The organism is Ralstonia insidiosa (assembly GCF_008801405.1).
Lineage (GTDB): Bacteria > Pseudomonadota > Gammaproteobacteria > Burkholderiales > Burkholderiaceae > Ralstonia > Ralstonia insidiosa.
Map to the genome: position 1 here is coordinate 390017 of NZ_VZPV01000001.1, position 17002 is coordinate 407018.

At 66.0% G+C, this 17002-nt stretch carries 15 protein-coding genes; 7 read left to right on the forward strand and 8 right to left on the reverse strand.

Translation table 11 applies throughout. The features are described 5' to 3' along the window. The first annotated feature begins 4 nt into the window (after positions 1-4). Positions 5-850 (forward strand): helix-turn-helix transcriptional regulator, encoded by an 846-nt coding sequence (locus F7R11_RS01895; RefSeq protein ID WP_064805870.1) that lies wholly within the window; start codon positions 5-7, stop codon positions 848-850. A 4-nt stretch (positions 851-854) separates the two neighbouring features. On the opposite strand, the gene F7R11_RS01900 is transcribed toward F7R11_RS01895, so the two are convergent. The 5 genes from F7R11_RS01900 to F7R11_RS01920 form a co-directional block, all read right to left on the reverse strand. Then, positions 855-1448 (reverse strand): hydrolase, encoded by a 594-nt coding sequence (locus tag F7R11_RS01900; RefSeq protein ID WP_064805872.1) that lies wholly within the window; start codon positions 1446-1448, stop codon positions 855-857. A 92-nt stretch (positions 1449-1540) separates the two neighbouring features. After that, a complete protein-coding gene (locus F7R11_RS01905) occupies positions 1541-2989 on the reverse strand; it encodes an MFS transporter (RefSeq protein WP_064805874.1) in 1449 nt (482 codons plus the stop codon). A 19-nt stretch (positions 2990-3008) separates the two neighbouring features. Beyond that, entirely contained in the window at positions 3009-4028 is a 1020-nt protein-coding gene (locus F7R11_RS01910; RefSeq protein WP_064805876.1) for a cyclase family protein, read from the reverse strand. Between the two features lie 43 nt (positions 4029-4071). Beyond that, a complete protein-coding gene (locus tag F7R11_RS01915) occupies positions 4072-5349 on the reverse strand; it encodes a CaiB/BaiF CoA transferase family protein (protein WP_064805878.1) in 1278 nt (425 codons plus the stop codon). A gap of 48 nt (positions 5350-5397) precedes the next feature. Continuing rightward, on the reverse strand, positions 5398-6147 hold the full coding sequence (locus F7R11_RS01920; protein ID WP_064805880.1) for an IclR family transcriptional regulator: 750 nt from the start codon (positions 6145-6147) through the stop codon (positions 5398-5400). A 221-nt stretch (positions 6148-6368) separates the two neighbouring features. Between F7R11_RS01920 and F7R11_RS01925 the strand changes: the two genes are divergently transcribed. The 3 genes from F7R11_RS01925 to F7R11_RS01935 all read left to right on the forward strand — a co-directional run bounded on the left by F7R11_RS01925 (position 6369) and on the right by F7R11_RS01935 (position 9958). Next, entirely contained in the window at positions 6369-7259 is an 891-nt protein-coding gene (locus F7R11_RS01925; protein WP_064805883.1) for an HpcH/HpaI aldolase/citrate lyase family protein, read from the forward strand. A gap of 64 nt (positions 7260-7323) precedes the next feature. Continuing rightward, the gene (locus F7R11_RS01930; protein WP_064805885.1) at positions 7324-8409 is read left to right on the forward strand and encodes a porin; all 1086 of its coding nucleotides are present in this window, start codon (positions 7324-7326) and stop codon (positions 8407-8409) included. Between the two features lie 43 nt (positions 8410-8452). Beyond that, complete coding sequence (locus F7R11_RS01935; protein ID WP_064805887.1) at positions 8453-9958, forward strand: MmgE/PrpD family protein; 1506 nt, start codon at positions 8453-8455, stop codon at positions 9956-9958. Positions 9959-10022: 64 nt separating this feature from the next. On the opposite strand, the gene F7R11_RS01940 is transcribed toward F7R11_RS01935, so the two are convergent. Then, positions 10023-10457 (reverse strand): PaaI family thioesterase, encoded by a 435-nt coding sequence (locus F7R11_RS01940; protein ID WP_031330039.1) that lies wholly within the window; start codon positions 10455-10457, stop codon positions 10023-10025. Between the two features lie 287 nt (positions 10458-10744). Between F7R11_RS01940 and F7R11_RS01945 the strand changes: the two genes are divergently transcribed. Then, positions 10745-11875 carry a porin gene (locus F7R11_RS01945; protein ID WP_021197052.1) on the forward strand — a complete coding sequence of 377 codons (1131 nt, stop codon included), beginning with the start codon at positions 10745-10747 and terminating at the stop codon, positions 11873-11875. A gap of 18 nt (positions 11876-11893) precedes the next feature. Here the strand turns inward: F7R11_RS01945 and F7R11_RS01950 are convergent, their stop codons facing one another. Further along, entirely contained in the window at positions 11894-12955 is a 1062-nt protein-coding gene (locus F7R11_RS01950; RefSeq protein WP_064805889.1) for an ABC transporter substrate-binding protein, read from the reverse strand. Between the two features lie 152 nt (positions 12956-13107). Between F7R11_RS01950 and F7R11_RS01955 the strand changes: the two genes are divergently transcribed. Further along, entirely contained in the window at positions 13108-13788 is a 681-nt protein-coding gene (locus F7R11_RS01955) for a response regulator (RefSeq protein ID WP_064805891.1), read from the forward strand. Beyond that, positions 13766-15223, forward strand: a complete 1458-nt coding sequence (locus tag F7R11_RS01960; RefSeq protein ID WP_064805893.1) for a sensor histidine kinase — start codon at positions 13766-13768, stop codon at positions 15221-15223. The genes F7R11_RS01955 and F7R11_RS01960 overlap by 23 nt, the downstream gene beginning before the upstream one ends. A gap of 30 nt (positions 15224-15253) precedes the next feature. Here the strand turns inward: F7R11_RS01960 and F7R11_RS01965 are convergent, their stop codons facing one another. Then, a complete protein-coding gene (locus F7R11_RS01965; protein ID WP_064805895.1) occupies positions 15254-16921 on the reverse strand; it encodes a hypothetical protein in 1668 nt (555 codons plus the stop codon). Positions 16922-17002: the final 81 nt, after the last annotated feature.

Below are 17002 nucleotides of genomic sequence, written 5' to 3' on the forward strand. Positions count from 1 at the left end.
CGCCATGGACGATTTCACTGCTGATCTGGCCCCCATCCCCGCCGCGCCCCGTAGCGAGCTGGGCGAGTTCCTGCGCAGCCGTCGCAGCCACCTGCGCCCGCAGGATGTGGGGCTGCCCGAGGGCAGCGGGCGCCGCCGTACCGCTGGCCTGCGCCGGGAAGAAGTCGCGCAGCTCGCCAACATCAGCATCGACTGGTATGTGCGCATCGAGCAGGGGCGCGACGTGCGGCCCTCGGTGGCGACCATCGAGGCGATCAGCCGGGCGTTGAGGCTGTCGCCCGATGAGCGTGCGCACATGCGTGGGCTGGCGCGTGCCGAAGCGGCTTTCACGGGGCCCGGGGTTGGGACGGTCGGGCACGCACAGGCGGAAGCGGTGCCCGATGTCTTGCGCCGGGCCGTTGCCGGCATGGTCCTGCCCGCCCACGTGCGCAGTTACCGCACCGAGCTGCTGTGCTGGAACGAGGCCACCACGCAGCTCTTCATGGATTTCGGCACGATGCCGCCGGAAGACCGCAACTCGCTGGTCTACATGTTCCTGTACGACAACGCGCGCGAGCGTTTTGTCGAGTGGGAGACCGAGGCGCGCCGCATGCTGGCGAAGTTCCGTGCGGTGTACGACCCGCATGCGGACGACCCCGTGCTCGCGGCGCTGGTCGACCGCCTGCGCACCGAGAGCCGCGAGTTCGACACTTGGTGGCGCCAGCACGAGGTGCGTGCCCAGCGTGCCGAGCACAAGCTGATTCGCACGCCCGGCGGCAAGGTCGTCCGCTACGACTACATCGGCCTGCCGGTGATGGAAGACCCGCGCCTGCGCATGGTGCTGTACGTGCCGATGGAGGATGGCGCCTGAACGCTCAGGCCGTCAGCGCCGCGAGGATGGTGTCCGTGCTGCGCACGCGGCCCAGGCGCGGGAAGACGTTTTCCACGGAAGAGCGATGCAGCGCGGCATCGTTCGAGCTCATCGCATCTTCGGCCAGCACCAGCGCGTAGCCGTGTTCCCATGCGGCGCGCGCGGTCGATTCCACCCCCACATGTGTCGAGATACCGCCCAGCACGATCGTGGTGATGCCGCGTCGGCGCAGTTGCAAGTCCAGCTCGGTGCCGTAAAACGCGCCCCACTGGCGCTTGGTGATCTGGATGTCGGTGGGCGCGACTTCCAGTTCGGCGGGCTGCTCCCACCATTGCGGCGGCAGGCCACCCGGCACGGTGGGTGCCGGGCGGTCGACGGGCTGGCGCGGGGCATCGGCATAGTCCGGCGCCCAGCCCACGCGCACCAGCACCACGGGCGCGCCCAGTTCGCGAAAGCGCTTGGCCAGACGGGCGGAGGCTCCCAGCACCTGTTCCGGCGAATGCGGCCCCTGCGCAAACGGCAGGATGCCGCGTTGCAGGTCGATCAGTACCAGCGCGGTGGATTGGGGCGACAAGACCAGCGGTTGCTCGGCAGACATCGGTGTGACTCCTGGGGACGGGACGAATCAGACATGGGGCTGGCGGCACGGTTCCGCCGCCCCAGCGGGAAGTGTAAGTGTGCCGTGGTGTGTCAGGACCGGCCTGCCGGCAGCGTGCTGAAGGCTGGTGCCGCGTCGTTTGCGCGCGGTTCTTCCGCGCCGGCAATCTCGTCGAGCGAGCGGTTGTTCGTGCGGGGCCCGAAGATCCCGATCGACAGCATCACGATCAGCATGCTCGCGCTGATCAGCACGAACACCGCAGGTGCGCCCGCGCGCTCAAGCAGCACGGCGATGATGAAACTGCTGGCAATGCCCGTCAGCCGCCCGAATGCGTGCACGAACCCCAGCGCGCGGCTGCGGATCTGCGTCGGAAACACTTCGGCCTGATAGGCGGTGGCGTTGCTGGCCATCACGGTGTTGCACAGGGTGATGAGCACGCCAAAGAGGATCGCCAGCGGCGCCTGCCCTGACAGGGCGAACCCCGTGCCGAACACGACCACGCCGATGGCCGTTGCAACGATCAGCCATTTGCGCTCGATGCGGTCTGCCAGCAGCCCGCCGATGAAGGGCGACACCGGATACGCGAAGGCAATCACGAACGCATACCAGAGGCTCTTGGAGATGGACGCGCCCTGTGCCGCCAGCAGCGTCGGCAGCCATTGGCTGAAGCCGAAGAAGCCGATGCTCAAGAACGCATTGAAGGTGATCAGCATGATCGTGCGGCCACGGTAGCGCTGATCCCACATCGATTGCGCGGCAGGTGCGCTGCCCGGTGCCTGGGCGGCCTGTGTCCGGACGGGCGGCAAGGGGCGGCCGGATTCGTGCTCAACACGATCCTCGATCTGCTGGACGATGGCTTCGGCTTCCCGGCTGCGTCCGCGCATGGCTAGCCAGTGCGGCGACTCCGGCAGGCGGTGCTGCAGCCACCAGGCGACGATGGCACCGCTGCCGCCCGCTGCGACCACCCAGCGCCAACCCGAGATGCCCAGCGGCGATTGCGGAATCCATAGCCAGGACGCCAGCGCGAGCACAGGCATGGCCAGGTAGCTGATGCCGAAGCACACCGCGAAGGCCCGCCCGCGCATGTCCTTGGGCACCAGCTCGGTCAGGAACGCGCCGATCGTGATCAACTCCGCGCCCGCGCCGCAACTGGCTACGAAGCGGCAGAGGTGGATGCCGAGCGCCGTGTTCTGGAAGCACATCGCCACGCTGGCTGCGGTGTACAGCAGCAGCGCGCCCGTAAACACGGTGCGCCGCCCGATGCGGTCGGCCAGGCGCGAGACGAACATCTCGCCGATGAAGAGGCCGGCAAATGTGGCCGCGCCCAGTGCCCCCTGATCCGACATCCCGAATGTGCCGTGGGCGCCCGCGTGAAAGATGCCGTCCCGGATCAGCCCAGGCGGCAGGTAGGTCATCTGGAAGAGGTCATAGACCTCGAAGAAGCCGCCGACGCTCAGCAGCAGCACCAGGCGCCAGATGGTGCCGGTGGCCGGCAGGCGGTCGATGCGCGCAGCGATCGACTGCGCATAGGTTGCAGACATGAGGTGTCTCCTGCAGGGTTCAGACCGTTGCGACCGGATTGACCGGCGACCCCACCAGCCCGCGCACATGCAGCGGCGGCGCGGTCAGCAGGAAACGGTTGCGTTGATGTGCGCGCAGCCACTGCGCCAGCGGCGTCAGGTGCCACAGCTCGCCCAGGTGGATGCCCAGCTTGAACAGGCACAGCTCATGCAGCGGCATCATCGCGCCGGGGCTGGTGCGGTCGGCAAGCTGCTGCGGGCGTTCTTCCACCGCGTGGTTGTCGGCGACCAGTGCGGCCAGGCCCGAGGCGTCGATCCAGTTCCGCAGCCGCGCGTCGTTGCCGTCGAGCACGCAGCAGACATCGGGCACGGCGCGTTCGCCGGCGGCATCGGCTTGCAGCAAGCGATCGGCAAAGCCGGTGTGGATGCAGACGATGTCGCCGCGCTCGACAACGATAGCGTCGGCGCGCAGCACGGCCATCCAATCGTCGTAGCCGATCTTGCGGCGGGCATCGCCAAAGTGGTGCCGTAGGTCGATCAGCACGCCCCGCCCCTGCACGCCGGTCTGGGCCATGACTTCAATGCCCAGCGCGTGCGCCCCGCCTGTCGATGCGCCGGCTTGCGGCACGCGCACGTGTTCGCCCATGCGGTAGCCGTTGTAGAACACGGCTTCTGCGTTGCCATCACCGTCCGCATCGAATAGCGAGCCTACGTGCGACAGCGCATCCCACTGCGTGGAGAACTGCGAGTGCATGCAGAAGGCATCGTCGCAGACGACATCCGTTGCGTTGCGCGCCGCTTCCTCGGCGCGATAACCGAAGTACGGCTTGCCCTGCAGCAGTGCGGGGCTGATTGTCGGCGGTTGTCTCCGCGCGTTGAGTCCGCCGCCGCGCGGCACGTCCAGTGGCAGGCTGAGCGAAAACACCACGCCTTCGCGCACCTCTGCGACGGCGCGCAAGACGCGATCCGGTGTCAGCCAGTTCAGTCTGCCTCGTTGATCATCGATGCCGAAGTCGCCCCAATTGGAACCGGGCGGCCGGTGGGTCCAGCGCGGGTTCATGCAGTCTCCTCGTTTTTGATTTGTGTTCTGGCGGTGCTGTTGGCTAGCGTGGCAGGATCACGCCCTGCGCCGTGAGGCGGGCGTAGTCATCCTCGCCCAGCAGCGGCAGCAGGATCTCGCGGTTGTTCTCGCCGAGTGCGGGTGCCGGCCGGCGAAACACGCCCGGCGTGCCGGACAGCCGCGGCGCGATGTTGTGCATGGGCAGGCTGCCCGCGTCGTCGTCCGGCAGTTCGACCAGGGCTTCGCGCTCGATCACGTAGTGGTCGTGCACGATCTGCGCGATATCGTGGATCGGCCCAACCGTGACGCCCGCCGCCTCGAAGAAGGCGAGGTTGCTGTCCAGATCGCGCTCGGCAATGAAGGTGCCCACGATGGCATCCAGTTCTTCCGCGTGCTGCACGCGTTGCACGTTGGTGCGATAGCGCGGGTCGTCGATCAGGTCGGCACGCCCGATGGCGCGGAACAGGCGCTCGGCCATCCCCTGCGTAGAGCTCGACATGCACAGCCATTTGCCGTCGCGGGTGCGGTACGTATTGCGCGGCGCGGTGTTGGTCGAGCGGCTGCCGGTGCGCGGCTTGACCTTGCCAGTGAGCGCGTAGTTGGCGGCGGCCGGCCCGAGAATGGAGAACAGCGGTTCGAACAGCGACACGTCGATCACTTGGCCCATCGCGCCCTCGGCGTCGCGTGCGCGCAGTGCCACCAGCACGGCAATCGCGCCGGACAGGCCGGCCGTCATGTCGCCTAGGAACATCGGCGGCAGCACCGGTTCGCGATCGGCAAAACCATTGATGGCGGCGAACCCCGCATAGCCTTCGGCCAGCGTGCCGAAGCCGGGTTTGTGCCGGTACGGGCCGCTCTGGCCCCAGCCGGAGATACGCGCGATCACCAGCTGCGGGCGCAGCGCCAGCAGCACCTCGGGGCCGAGCCCCATCTGCTCGGCAACGCCGGGTTTGAAGCTCTCGATGAACACGTCGGCCTCGCGCACGAGCCTGTGCACGATATCGATGCCTTCCGGCGAGCGCAGATCCACACACACGCTGCGCTTGTTGCGCCCGTAGACTTTCCAGTTGGTGCTGATGCCGCCGGCGCCCACCGCGCGCAGCGTATCGCCGTGCTCGCCTTCGACCTTGATCACGTCGGCGCCGAAATCGGCGAGTTGCACGCTCAGCATGTTGCCCGCCATCAAGCGCGACAGATCGATCACGCGCACGCCGGCCAGTGGCCCGCGCGCATCGGCATCGAACTGCTTCATGTGGATCGGGCCAGTCGGCGCGCGAAAGGGGGCCTTCCCCGCCTGGGGTGGCATGTGTTCAACGGACATCGGTGTCTCCGGGATGGGTAACTGGTGTGGCGCGCCTGGGCGCCTGCGCTACGCCTGTAGTGCGCCGAGCGGGTCGGCCTGGGTGGTGGCAGCGCCGGAAGACGGGAGGTCTCCGCCCAGCGCGTGTGTCAGCTCGGCGGCGGCATCCAGCACGCGCGGCAGGTAGTCGTTCTGCACTTTCTTATTGAAGCGATAGCGCGGGATGCCCAGCGAGATCGTGCCGCTGAGCACACGGCCCACGCCAAACACCGGGCAGGCAATCGCCGCGCTTTCCGCATCGCGCTCTGCAATGGAGACGGCGTACCCCTGCTCCACGACCTTCTCGTGCTCCGCGCTGCGTGTGCCGGAAAACGCCAGCAGCACGTGCCCTGCGGCACCCACATCGAGCGGGAAACGATCACCTTCACGCAGATTGGTCCGCACCGAGCGCTCGGCATGGAAGCGGAACAGGCAGACGCGCTGGTCGCCTTCGCGCACGTAGAACGCAGCGGTTTCGCCGGTCTCCTCCGACAGTCGGGCGAGGATCGGCGCGGCGTGCTCGCGCAGCTGGAACGACTCGCGATACGTCATGCCCAGGTGAAAGTTGGCGGGCCCCAGCACGTAGCGCCCATCCGGCAGCCGCTTGATGAAGCGGAACTGCTCCAGCGATTCGAACATGCGCAGCAGCGTGCTCATGTTCAGCCCGGTGGCTTCGCTCACCTGCGCCAGCATCAGCCCATTGGGGGCGTTGCCGAAGGCGAGCAGGACGGTCAGGGCGCGATTGACTGCGGAGACGCCGCCCTCTGTTTGCATGTTCATGTGGACCTCGTGACGTGCCGGCCGACGCGCTGGTGGCGTCGCAAAAAAATGAAAGTTGTTTTCATTATATTTGTGACAACGAGTTTGGCAATAGCCGTTTGGATCTTCCCGGGTGATGCGCCGGTTCGCGTATGCAAGTGATCACAAGGGTTAACGATAGTCTTGACGAATTCGGCGCCAAACACAAAAAATGAAAGTTACTTTCATTTTAGTGAGTCGACATGTTTTCGTCACCCTTGCCGGTCTGGCGCTCGCTGTTGTACGTGCCCGCCCATGTCCCCCGCTACGTTGCCAAGGCCGAAGTCTGCGGGGCCGATGCCGTCATCCTCGATCTGGAAGACGGTGTGCCGCCCGAGCAGAAGGCGCAGGCGCGTGGCGGGCTTGTTGATGCGATTCCACGCCTGGCCCGCATTGGCTACGACGTGCTGGTGCGCGTCAACGGCCCGCTGGAACCCATGGCGGCGGACTTGCGCGCCGCCGTTCTGGCAGGAGCGAGCGGCGTCGTCTTGCCCAAGGTGCGTGGCGCAGCGCATCTGGAAGCCATCGATGAACAGCTGGGATTGCTGGAGGACGTGTGCGGCGCCCCGCTTGGCCAGACCCGCATCATCGCGATCATTGAAACGCCGCGCGCCTTCGAGGTGATGAGCGACATTGCGCGCGCCACGCCGCGTATTGCCGCCCTGATGCTTGGCGGCGGTGATTTCGCGCTGTCCTGCGACAGCCGCGCCAGCGCCGAGGTGCTGCGCGTGCCGAAGCAGCTACTGGTGATTGCCGCCCGGGCCGCCGGCATCCTGCCCCTCGGCCTGACCGGCGGATTGGATGTGCTGGACGATCTCGATGCCTTCGAGCGTGCGGCACAGCAGTCCGTCGACATGGGCTTTGCTGGCGCGACTTGCATCCATCCCGCGCAAGTGGCGGTACTCAACCGCGCATTCATGCCCTCGGCTGACGAGGTTGCCGACGCCAGCGCACTGCTCGCTGCCTTCGATGCGGCGCGCGCTGAGGGCCGAGGCGCGCTCCGGTTCGACGGACGGATGGTCGACGCCCCCGGCGTCACGCGCGCGCGCCGTGTGCTTGCCCGCCATGCCGCCAGCCAGAGGCGCATGCCGTAGCCCCGATTTGCCGGCGCCGCCGGCACTTGCCGTACCCCAAAAATCAAAACAGCAGGAGACAAGCATGACCACGCGAATGTTCGCGCTATGCGGACTGGGCCTTCTTTCGGCCAGCGCCAGCGCACAGTCCACCCTCACCCTGTATGGCGTTGCCGACGTCTATACCGAATTCCTGACCAGCCAGGCAGCGCCGGGCGACGGTCGCGCCGTCACGCAGACGCGCATGGCCTCGGGCGGCAAGAGCGGCTCGCGCTGGGGCTTGAAGGGCAAGGAAGACCTGGGTGGTGGGTGGCGGGCCGCGTTCCGCCTGGAGAGCGGCATCAACCTCAACAACGGCACCGGAACGGGCTCGGGCGGGGGTGGTTTCGACCGCTCCGCATGGGTGGCGCTGGAGAGCGACCAGTGGGGCATGCTGCGCCTCGGCCGCCAGTACACCACGCTGTTCGACGTCATGGAGAAGTACTCGCCCACCGGCGCGTACTCCACGCTGTATGAGCCCGCCGGCGCCATTGTCGGCCTGAACTTTCGCGAGAACAGCGTCGTGAAATACCGGTTCGAGACCGGCCCGCTGGCCGTGCAGGCGCACTACGCCCTGGGCGGCACGCCGGGCACGTTCCAGACCAGTGCAGCTTACGGCGCCGGTTTTGACTATGCGAGCGGCCCGCTGTCGTTTGCCGCGGCCTATGACAACGTCAACGGTTCGCAGCTCAGCAACGTCACGCATTTCCGGCGCTACTCGGCTGCCGCCATGGTGGCGCTTGGCCGCGCCGAGTGGATCGTCGGCCTGACCGAGGGCAACGGCAACGTGACCACGCCGCTGGTGGTCACGCGCTACACGTTCCTGTGGACGGGCGTGCGCTATCGCCTGTCCGAGCGCCTACAGGCCATCGGCGCGTTCTATTACGAGAACGTTCGTGCGCAGAACCCCTCGCCTGGGCAGCCGGCCCCGCAGCTGACCAATCCGCAGCAGGTCACCCTGCAGCTCAACTACTTCCCGTCCAAGACGACGACGCTCTATCTCGCGGCCGGTGCCGCACACCGCGCCGCGCTGGACTTCGACAACTACAACTACAGCTTCCTGCACTACTCACTCGCCAGCGACCGCTCCGTCAGCACGGGCGTGGCGTTGGGTATGCGCAAGCTGTTCTGACTGTTCTGATACTCAAAAAAGACCCTGATCAGGAGATCGTGACATGTCCATCACGCTTGCGCGCCGTCGCGCGTTTCTGCTGCGTGCGCTTGCCGGTACGGCGGGCGTTGCCTTTGCGGGGGCGTCGTCGGCGCAAGCCCTTGCCGACGCGGCAAAGCCTGTCGCCAACGCCGTGCCGCCCATCGCCAACCGCCTGGCGGAATACGTGCACCGCCTGCGATATGAAGACATCGACGCCAGTGCGCTGGAAGCGTTGAAGCTGCGGTTGGTCGATACGTTCGGCTGCGCGCTGGCAGCGTTGAAGGAGCCGGTAGTCCAGCGCTGCTTCCAGCTTGCGCAGGCCGGTGCGAGCCACGCGTCCGCGCTCATCGGAACCACGCACCGCACGACGCCGGAGCTAGCCGCCTTCGCCAACGGCGCGGCCATCCGCTACTACGACCTCAACGATGGCTACGCCGCCAAAGAGATCGGGCATCCGAGCGATTTCATCTCGGTCAGTCTTGCCGTAGCGCAATCGGAGGGGCGTTCGATCCAGGATTTCATCCTGGCTTCGCTCGTTGCCTACGAAATCGAATGCCGGCTGTTCGACGCCGCCGCCATCAGCCCGCGCGGCTGGGACAACCCGAGCTACGGCGTGGTGACCGCCGCTTTGACCGCCGGCAAGCTGATGCAGCTCTCGGTCGAGCAATTGACGCAGGCCGTCAACATCGCGCTCATCGACCACATTGCGATGAACCAGACCCGAACCCAGGTGCTGTCGAACTGGAAAGGGCTGGCCGATGCGTCGGCGGCAAAAAGCGGTGTCTTTGCGGCCAGCCTGGCGCGGGAGGGCATTACCGGCCCCAGCCCCATCTTCGAGGGCACCTACGGGTTCGAGAAGCTCGTCGCGGGCCAACCGATTGCCATCGATACGGCGGCATTCGGCGGGCCGGGCCGTGCGTTCCGTATTGCCGATGTGCTGGTGAAACCGTATCCGGCGCAAGGCCACACGCTGACTGCGGTGGAGGCGGCCATCCGGCTGTCGGGGCGGATTCACGACCCTGCACAGATCGACAAGGTCGTCGTTGCGACGACGCAGCTCGGCTACAAGATCACCGGAAGCGGGCCATATGTCTGGGCGCCGGCCACCAAAGAAACGGCCGACCACAGCATGCCCTACGTCGTGGCGCGCGCCCTCATCGACGGCACGTTGACGAATGCAAGCTACGCGCCCGAGAAGCTCGCCGCCGCAGATGTGCGTGCGTTGATGCCCAAGATCCGCGTCGAGGAGGACCCGGCGCTCACCGCGCTGTATCCGCGGCACATCCCGAACCGCATCTCGGTGTATTTGCGTTCGGGAGAGGTGTTGACCGAGCGCGTTGACGACCTGCCGGGCGCGCCCGATATGCCGCTGACGCGCGAGGCGATTGAAGCCAAGTTCTGGCGTACTGCGGGCACGGCCATCACCCGCGCGAATGGCGAGGCGCTGATCCAGCGCATCTGGTCAATGGAGCGGCTGCGCGGTGTCGATCCCCTGTTCGAGGCCGCCATGGCAGAGCGGGCGGCTTGAATGTAGCCGGCGCTGCATTCACAAAAAAGGGGGGCGTTGATGCCCCCTTTCTTGTTGCTGCCCCTTACGGACGGCGAATGACACACGTCGCCGTGGCATGGGCCAGCAGCGTGCCGTCCTGCGTCTTGAGCGTGCCTTCCGATACGCCGATCGTGCGCGAGACATGCAGCACGCGGCCCACCGCCACCAGCGGCGTATCCACCGGCACCGCCTTCACCATCTTCACGTTGAGGTCGACTGTGCCGTAGCCGACGCCGGCTTCGAGCATGGTGTGCACCGCGCAGCCGGTCACGGAATCCAGCACGGTGGCCGCAAAACCGCCGTGTACACCACCCAGCGGATTGAGGTGGCGTTTGTCGGCTTGGGCACCGAAGTGCACGGTGCCGGATTCGATGAGGTCCATCGACATCGGGATGGTTTCGCTGATGGACGCGCGCGGCAGCTCACCGCGCGACATGGCCTGCAGCAATTGCAGACCGGTCATTTGGGACGGATGCATGGGAAGAGTCAGATGGGGTTGGGGTGGAACGACTCCGCACTCTACCGCGAGCCGGGTTTCCATGACTGCAATGCGTTGCAGCGGCCGGCGCAACAACGCCCCTCCAATGCGGGTGAACCCTAGCGTTGCGCGCACGCCGACGCGAAAGGCTCCAGAAAGGTCGCCCCCTCTACGCTCGCCCAGCGATTGCATCGGGCGGCCTGATTGACTGGATTCACCGCCCTCGCGCGTTACCCGAAGCCGGCATCACGACCGGACACCATTACCCACAAAGGAAGGAGACTTCGATGTCCCGTACCAAGTTCGCCCTGGCGGCGACCGCTGCAGCCGTGGCCACCCTGGCCGCCCCCGGCGCCCATGCACAAGCGTCGAACGTGACGCTCTATGGCCTGATCGATACCACCATCAGCACCGTCAACAACACCAACGCGGCCGGCGCACGCACCACTGGCTTCCAGGTGCCCTGGTTTTCGGGCAGCCGCTGGGGCCTGACCGGCAAGGAAGACCTGGGCGGCGGCACGTCGGCCATCTTCCGACTGGAATCCGAGTTTGAAACGCCGACCGGCAACATGGACACCCCGGGCGTGCTGTTCAACCGCGATGCGTGGGTGGGTCTGTCGAGCGAAGCCCTGGGCAAGCTGACCTTCGGCCGCCAGAACGCCATCGCGCGCGATATCTCGGCCATCTACGGTGACCCGTACACCAGCGAAAAGGTGGGCCTGGACGAAGGCGGTTACACCAACGTCAACAACTTCAAGCAACTGATCTTCTACGCAGGCAGCGCCACGGGCACGCGCCTGAACAACGGTGTGGTGTGGAAGAAGATGTGGGACGGCCGCTTCCTGACGGCCCTGGGCTACCAGTTTGGTGAAGTGCCGGGCCAGTTCTCGCAAGGCTCCACCGAATCGCTGGCCCTGGGTTACAACGGCGACAGTTTCCACCTGGCGGGCTTCGCGCAACAGGCCAAGGTCAACGGCTTTACCGATCGCTCGTACTCGATCGGCGGCAACGTGATCATCGACATCTTCCGCATCAATGCGGGCTACTTCCACTACACCGGCGAGCAGCCGGCCGCGATCGGTAACCGTAGCGACAACGCCTACACCGTCTCGCTGAAGATCGCTCCGCAAGGCGCCTTTGACTACGAGATTGGCTACCAGATCATGAAGGCCAACAACGCTGCCTTCGACGCCAACGGCAACACGCTCAACGCGTACGCCAGCGTGCTGGGTGCCACGGCCTCGGGCAGCGGCCGCAAGAGCACGCTGTACGGCTCGGTGTTCTATCACGTGTCCAAGCGCACCGAGTTCTACGTGGCGGCTGACTACATGAAGCTGAAGGATCAGTACATCGTGGGCTCGACCAACGGCCATAACAGCCAGACGGAATTTGCCATCGGTATGCGCACCCGCTTCTGATCGAAGCGCCTGACGTAGTTAGCGTTGCTCGCGCACCTGATCGACAAATCTGTTGGTATAGGTGCGCGAGAGATCGATGTGCTTGTCGCGCGCGTTGGCATTGCTGGCGGCGAGGACGCGCAGGACGGTGGGTGGGCCGTCGTCCGGCATGCGTCCGTCGGCGCTGAAGGTGGGCAACGCGGCGGCAAGCGATTTGACGTAGAGCTCGGGATGTTCGTGGCGGAATTCAGCCGGCATGCGTGCGGCAATGTCCTCCGCGTTGTGCGTGTGCATGTAGCGCAAGGTCCGCACGAAAGCGCGGGCCAGCTTGGTGGCCAGTTCCGGATGGGCTTCGAGCCATTCGGTCTGCAGATACAGGCATGCCGCCGGGTACGGGCCGCCCAGCGCGGCACGCGTGCCTTCGAGCGTGCGCAGATCGAGCAGCACGCGGGCTTCGCCGTTGCGCACCAGGCGCGAGACGGTCGGGTCGGTGGTCATGCCGGCATCGATACGGCCGCTGCGCAGCGCTTTGACGAAGCTGTGTTCCGCGCCGACCGGCAGCATGGTGTAGTCCCCCGCAGACAGGCCCTGCTGTGCCGTCAGGTAGCGCGTGAGAAAACTGGTGGAGGCGCCCAGGCCCGTCACGCCCAGCGTGCGGCCGCGCAGCTCGCGCATCGATTCCACCGTGGCGAGCAGCCGCGTGGACACCACTTCCGCCTCGCCCGGTACCTGGCTGAAGACCACAATGGCACGCACTTCCTTGCCCTTGGCCTGCAGGTCGATTGTGTGATCGTAAAAACCGACCACGCCCTGCGCGAAGCCGGTCAGCAGTTCGCTCTCGGCATCCACGCCGGCGGGCTGCGAGAGCAGTTCCACCTCCAGCCCTTCGTCACGGAAGTAGCCCAGGCGCTGTGCCAATGTGGCGGGCAGGTAGATCATCTTGGCCGTGCCGCTGACCATGATGGTCAGGCGTGTGGGGTCTTGCGCCAAGGCGTGCGTAGCTGCCAGCGCGAGGCAGGCAGCGAGCAACGGCGTGATCCAGCCCCGGGGGCTGCGGGTGCGCTGGTTTCGCACCCTGCCCCTGCAGGTAAAAACACCCATTGAGTTGTCTCCGGCTCTTTTGTAGATATCGGTATCGCGCGCGCTGCAGCAATCAGCGAGTGATGCCCCCAGCGCACGCGTAGGCAGCCGTCACCATTCTAGGAAGCGGCAACCCACAAATCGCTTTCATTTTTCGGACGCGCTGTTTTCGTATGAAGCTGCTCCTGATCGAAGACAACGCCCCGCTGGCGCACTGGCTGTCAGAAGCTCTGCGCCGCGCGCACTTCACGGTGGATCACGCCACGGATGGCGAATCCGCCGATACCCTGCTGCTCACACAGCACTACGACGTGGTGCTGCTTGACCTGCAGTTGCCGACCCTGTCGGGGCAAGGCGTATTGCAACGTTTGCGCGGTCGCCGCAACCCCGTACCGGTGCTGATCCTGACTGCTAGCGGCGGCATTGACGACAAGGTTGCCTGCCTGGGCGCCGGTGCTGATGATTACCTCGTCAAGCCGTTTGAGATCCGCGAGCTGATCGCGCGCATCCAGGTATTGGTGCGGCGCAGCACGCCCGATCAATCCGTCGAGCTGCACTGTGGCGACCTGGCCTACCACACGGGCAGCCGCACCTTTGTGCTGGCCGGTCAGCCGCTGGTGCTGCCCGCGCGGGAGCACACCGTGCTGGAAATCCTCATGCTCAAGCTCGGGCGCACGGTGTCCAAGCCAGCGCTCGTCAACGGTGTGTTTGGCCTGGACGACGAAGCCAGCCCCGAAGCCATCGAAATCTACATCCACCGCCTGCGCAAGAAGCTGGAGCATTCCGCCGCCACCATCGTCACGCTGCGCGGCCTTGGTTACTTGCTGCGCGATGCTTCAACCCAGCAATCCTGAACAACCGGCGGTACAGGAGGCACCGGCCACCTCACGCGCGCGCAGCCTGCGTGCGCGGCTGCTGCTGTGGCTGGCGTTGCCGCTGGTCATCTATGTGGCGGCCGATGCCTGGCTGGACCTGGCGGCCGCACGCCACAACGCCGATCTCGTGCACTACCACGCGTTGGACACCGCCGCGCAGATGATCAGCGGCCAGATCGAATGGGACGAAGGCCGCCTGCGCGTGTCAGTGCCGCCGGCTGCGTTGGCGGTGTTCGCCGCACCCGAGACCCCCGTGCGCGACCAGATTGCGTATCAGGTCAGCACCGAAGATGGTCGCCTGCTGGCGGGGCGGCTGGATTTCGGCACGCGCCCCGCCTTTGATGCCGCAGGCCTGGCCGATACCGGCACCTACACCGATACGCTGGAAGGCCAGCCCGTGCACGTGGCCGCCGTGGTGCGCACCATGTACGACGCCGGGCGCACCGAGCGCGTCGTCACGCGCGTGGCGCAAACCATGAACGGCCGCGACGCGATGATCCGGCAGTTGTGGTGGCCCGCCACCGTGCGCCAGTTGGCGCTGGTGGGGCTGGCGTTGGCGATGATCCTGATCGGCCTGACGCTGGAGTTGCGGCCGATTCTGCGGTTGGCCGGCAATGTGTCGGCGCGCGCGCCCACCGATCTGGCACCGCTCGATCCCGAGGGCTTGCAGCGCGAACTGCAGCCGATTGCCGGTGCGTTCAATCAATACCTGCAGCGCATTGCGGACAACGCGCTCACGCAGAAGCGCTTCATTGCCGACGCTGCGCATCAGATGCGCACACCGCTGGCGATTCTCGACACGCAGATGCAGGTGGCCGCGCAAACCAATGCCGACGATGCGCTGCATGAGGTGCTGAAAGCCGCGCGCACCAGCACGCGCAATCTGGCCGATCTCATCAACGATCTGCTGTTGCTCTCGCAGGCCGAAGCCTCGGCCGCCACCAGCGAAACGGTCGAACTCCTGCAGGTGGCGCGCACCGTGCTCGAAGACCTCGCATTGCTGGCCGATGGTCGCCGCATCGACCTGGGGATGGAGTCGGCAGAGCAGCCGGTCTGGACGTTGGGCAATCGCACGCTGGTTGCGGCCCTGCTGTTCAACCTGGTGGATAACGCTGTGCGCTACACGCAGGAAGGCGGCCACGTCACCGTGCAGGTGTCGGCCGACTATGGTTGGGCCATGCTGACCGTGACCGACAACGGGCCCGGGATTCCGCCCGAGGCGTACGCACGCGTGTTCGAGCGCTTCACGCGCCTGGGCAACACGCAGACCCAGGGCAGCGGCCTGGGCTTGGCGATCGTGCGGCAGATCGTCGATCGCATGGGTGGGCAGATTGCGCTGGCGCCCGGGCCGGGTGGCGCCGGGCTGGCGGTGACGGTGTGGCTGCGGCGGGCCGGGGCGCCGGCCGCCGCCTGAGTTGCTGCCGCTGCTGCCTTGACACCGGCCTTACTGCACCGACACGAACACCGGGTTGGAGTAGAACCACAGATCGTTGTAGTTGCGGTCATTGATGGCGTTGAAGCGCGCCACGTTTTCCGTCACGACCGTCTTCTGGTCGGGCAGCGGGTTGCCGTTGCTGGTCTCGCCCGACACGTTCATGCCGAGGTTGGTGCCGCGCAGGCGGAAGTACTGGTTCTTCGTTGCGGTGGTGGTGTACGTGACGCTGTTGTAGCCGTCGGCATCGACCTTCCAGTCCGCCTTGGTGAAGGTGGCAACGACCTTGGTGGAGTCGTTAGTGGCCTTCGCATACGCGGGCGTGCCGGGGGCGGCCTTGGGGCCAACGTCACCGGCGATCAGATCAACGTGGTCGACCACGGGGCGCATGTTGGCCTTGAAGCCGCTGCCCAGCGGGTACGCGTAGTTGTTGTGATCGGGGCTCTTGAAGCGGATGGTGATCGTCACCTTGTCGCCGGCCTTTGCGGTGAGCGTGCCGCCCATGTCAGCCGAAGCGGTGGCGTTGTCGGCGTGGAAATCCAGCGCGTTGATGAGATCGCCAAACACGCCGAACGACTTGCCCGAGCGCATGGCGCCCAGCAGTGTCTTCAGGTCGGTGCTGGTACCCGGCAGCCAAATGTAGGTCTTGGCGTATTCACCGGGGTAGTAGCCGCTGCTGAACTGCTGCGTGGCGTCGACTTGGAAATGGTGGTCGGAATCTGCAAAGTTCCAGACGCGGCGGCCTTCGCCCAGTAGTGCATCCCAGACGCCACCGACTTGCGCGACCACGTAGTCGACACCGCCGTAGGTGCGGTTGGGCAGGTTGGCGTCGATGTAGGCGCTGTTGTAGCCGCCGCGATCGGGCTCCATCTGGTTGCCGACCATGCCCTCGATGCCGAACATGATGTCGGGCGCGGTGTCGTTGAACTGGCGGAAATCCGCCACCGTGTACTTGCCCGGGTTGCGCGACGGGTGGTTGATCAGGCCGTAGCTGGTGTTCGGGTAGTTCGTCTTGAGCCAGGTGAAGGCGTTCACCACATCAGCGTGCGTGCTGCCGGCGCGCGGGCCTTCCTGCTGCCATGCGGCCACATCGTTCGGGTTGAACAGCGAGGCGGCCTGCTGCGTGAAGACGTATTCGAACTTGTTCAGACCCTTGGCCGAGGTCTGCAGCTTGTCGGTGCCCTCGAAGATGCCGACGTTCAGGTGATCGTGTGTCGGCATGTCCCACTCGGTGGCCGAGAAGATCAGCTTGCCCGTGTACTTGCCGGCGGCTTGTGCCTGCGCAATGGCGGGCATCTCGTACTGCGCGATACCTGCCGATGCGGCAATCGAACCGCCCGGCAGCGTGGCGCCCGTGGCATCGCGCGGCGACGGGCGCAGGTGGTTCGACACCGCCATCCAGTCCAGGCTGTTCAGGTTGAATGCGTGATCGAGCACGGCCGCCAGCGGCGTGACGGCATCGACCGACTCGGCCGTGTGCACGTGCAGGTCGCCCGTCGTCCATACGCCTTGCGGCTTGGCGGGCGGGGTCGGTGTGGTTGGGTTGGTGGGCGTCGGGTTAGCCGGTGCGGTGTCGGGGCCGGCGGTCTTGGTGTCGTCGCTGCCGCCGCACGCGTACAGGCCGAAGGACAGGCACACGGGCACAGCAATCGCGAGCAGCGTCTTCTTGGTTGAGAGCATCGTGGTTTCCAGTCGAAGTGATGAGGTCGGGCAAATGCTTCCGGCCACCCATGCGGTGTGGGTGGCTCGTGTACAACTGAA

What these genes read in the sequence shown, in the direction of transcription:
- F7R11_RS01955 (WP_064805891.1), top strand. Translation starts at nt 13,108, where the DNA reads ATGAAGCTGCTCCTGATCGAAGACAACGCCCCGCTGGCGCACTGGCTG.
- F7R11_RS01960 (WP_064805893.1), top strand. Translation starts at nt 13,766, where the DNA reads ATGCTTCAACCCAGCAATCCTGAACAACCGGCGGTACAGGAGGCACCG.
- F7R11_RS01950 (WP_064805889.1), bottom strand. Translation starts at nt 12,955, where the DNA reads ATGGGTGTTTTTACCTGCAGGGGCAGGGTGCGAAACCAGCGCACCCGC.
- F7R11_RS01900 (WP_064805872.1), bottom strand. Translation starts at nt 1,448, where the DNA reads ATGTCTGCCGAGCAACCGCTGGTCTTGTCGCCCCAATCCACCGCGCTG.
- F7R11_RS01930 (WP_064805885.1), top strand. Translation starts at nt 7,324, where the DNA reads ATGACCACGCGAATGTTCGCGCTATGCGGACTGGGCCTTCTTTCGGCC.
- F7R11_RS01910 (WP_064805876.1), bottom strand. Translation starts at nt 4,028, where the DNA reads ATGAACCCGCGCTGGACCCACCGGCCGCCCGGTTCCAATTGGGGCGAC.
- F7R11_RS01915 (WP_064805878.1), bottom strand. Translation starts at nt 5,349, where the DNA reads ATGTCCGTTGAACACATGCCACCCCAGGCGGGGAAGGCCCCCTTTCGC.
- F7R11_RS01905 (WP_064805874.1), bottom strand. Translation starts at nt 2,989, where the DNA reads ATGTCTGCAACCTATGCGCAGTCGATCGCTGCGCGCATCGACCGCCTG.
- F7R11_RS01935 (WP_064805887.1), top strand. Translation starts at nt 8,453, where the DNA reads ATGTCCATCACGCTTGCGCGCCGTCGCGCGTTTCTGCTGCGTGCGCTT.
- F7R11_RS01925 (WP_064805883.1), top strand. Translation starts at nt 6,369, where the DNA reads ATGTTTTCGTCACCCTTGCCGGTCTGGCGCTCGCTGTTGTACGTGCCC.
- F7R11_RS01940 (WP_031330039.1), bottom strand. Translation starts at nt 10,457, where the DNA reads ATGCATCCGTCCCAAATGACCGGTCTGCAATTGCTGCAGGCCATGTCG.
- F7R11_RS01920 (WP_064805880.1), bottom strand. Translation starts at nt 6,147, where the DNA reads ATGAACATGCAAACAGAGGGCGGCGTCTCCGCAGTCAATCGCGCCCTG.
- F7R11_RS01945 (WP_021197052.1), top strand. Translation starts at nt 10,745, where the DNA reads ATGTCCCGTACCAAGTTCGCCCTGGCGGCGACCGCTGCAGCCGTGGCC.
- F7R11_RS01895 (WP_064805870.1), top strand. Translation starts at nt 5, where the DNA reads ATGGACGATTTCACTGCTGATCTGGCCCCCATCCCCGCCGCGCCCCGT.
- F7R11_RS01965 (WP_064805895.1), bottom strand. Translation starts at nt 16,921, where the DNA reads ATGCTCTCAACCAAGAAGACGCTGCTCGCGATTGCTGTGCCCGTGTGC.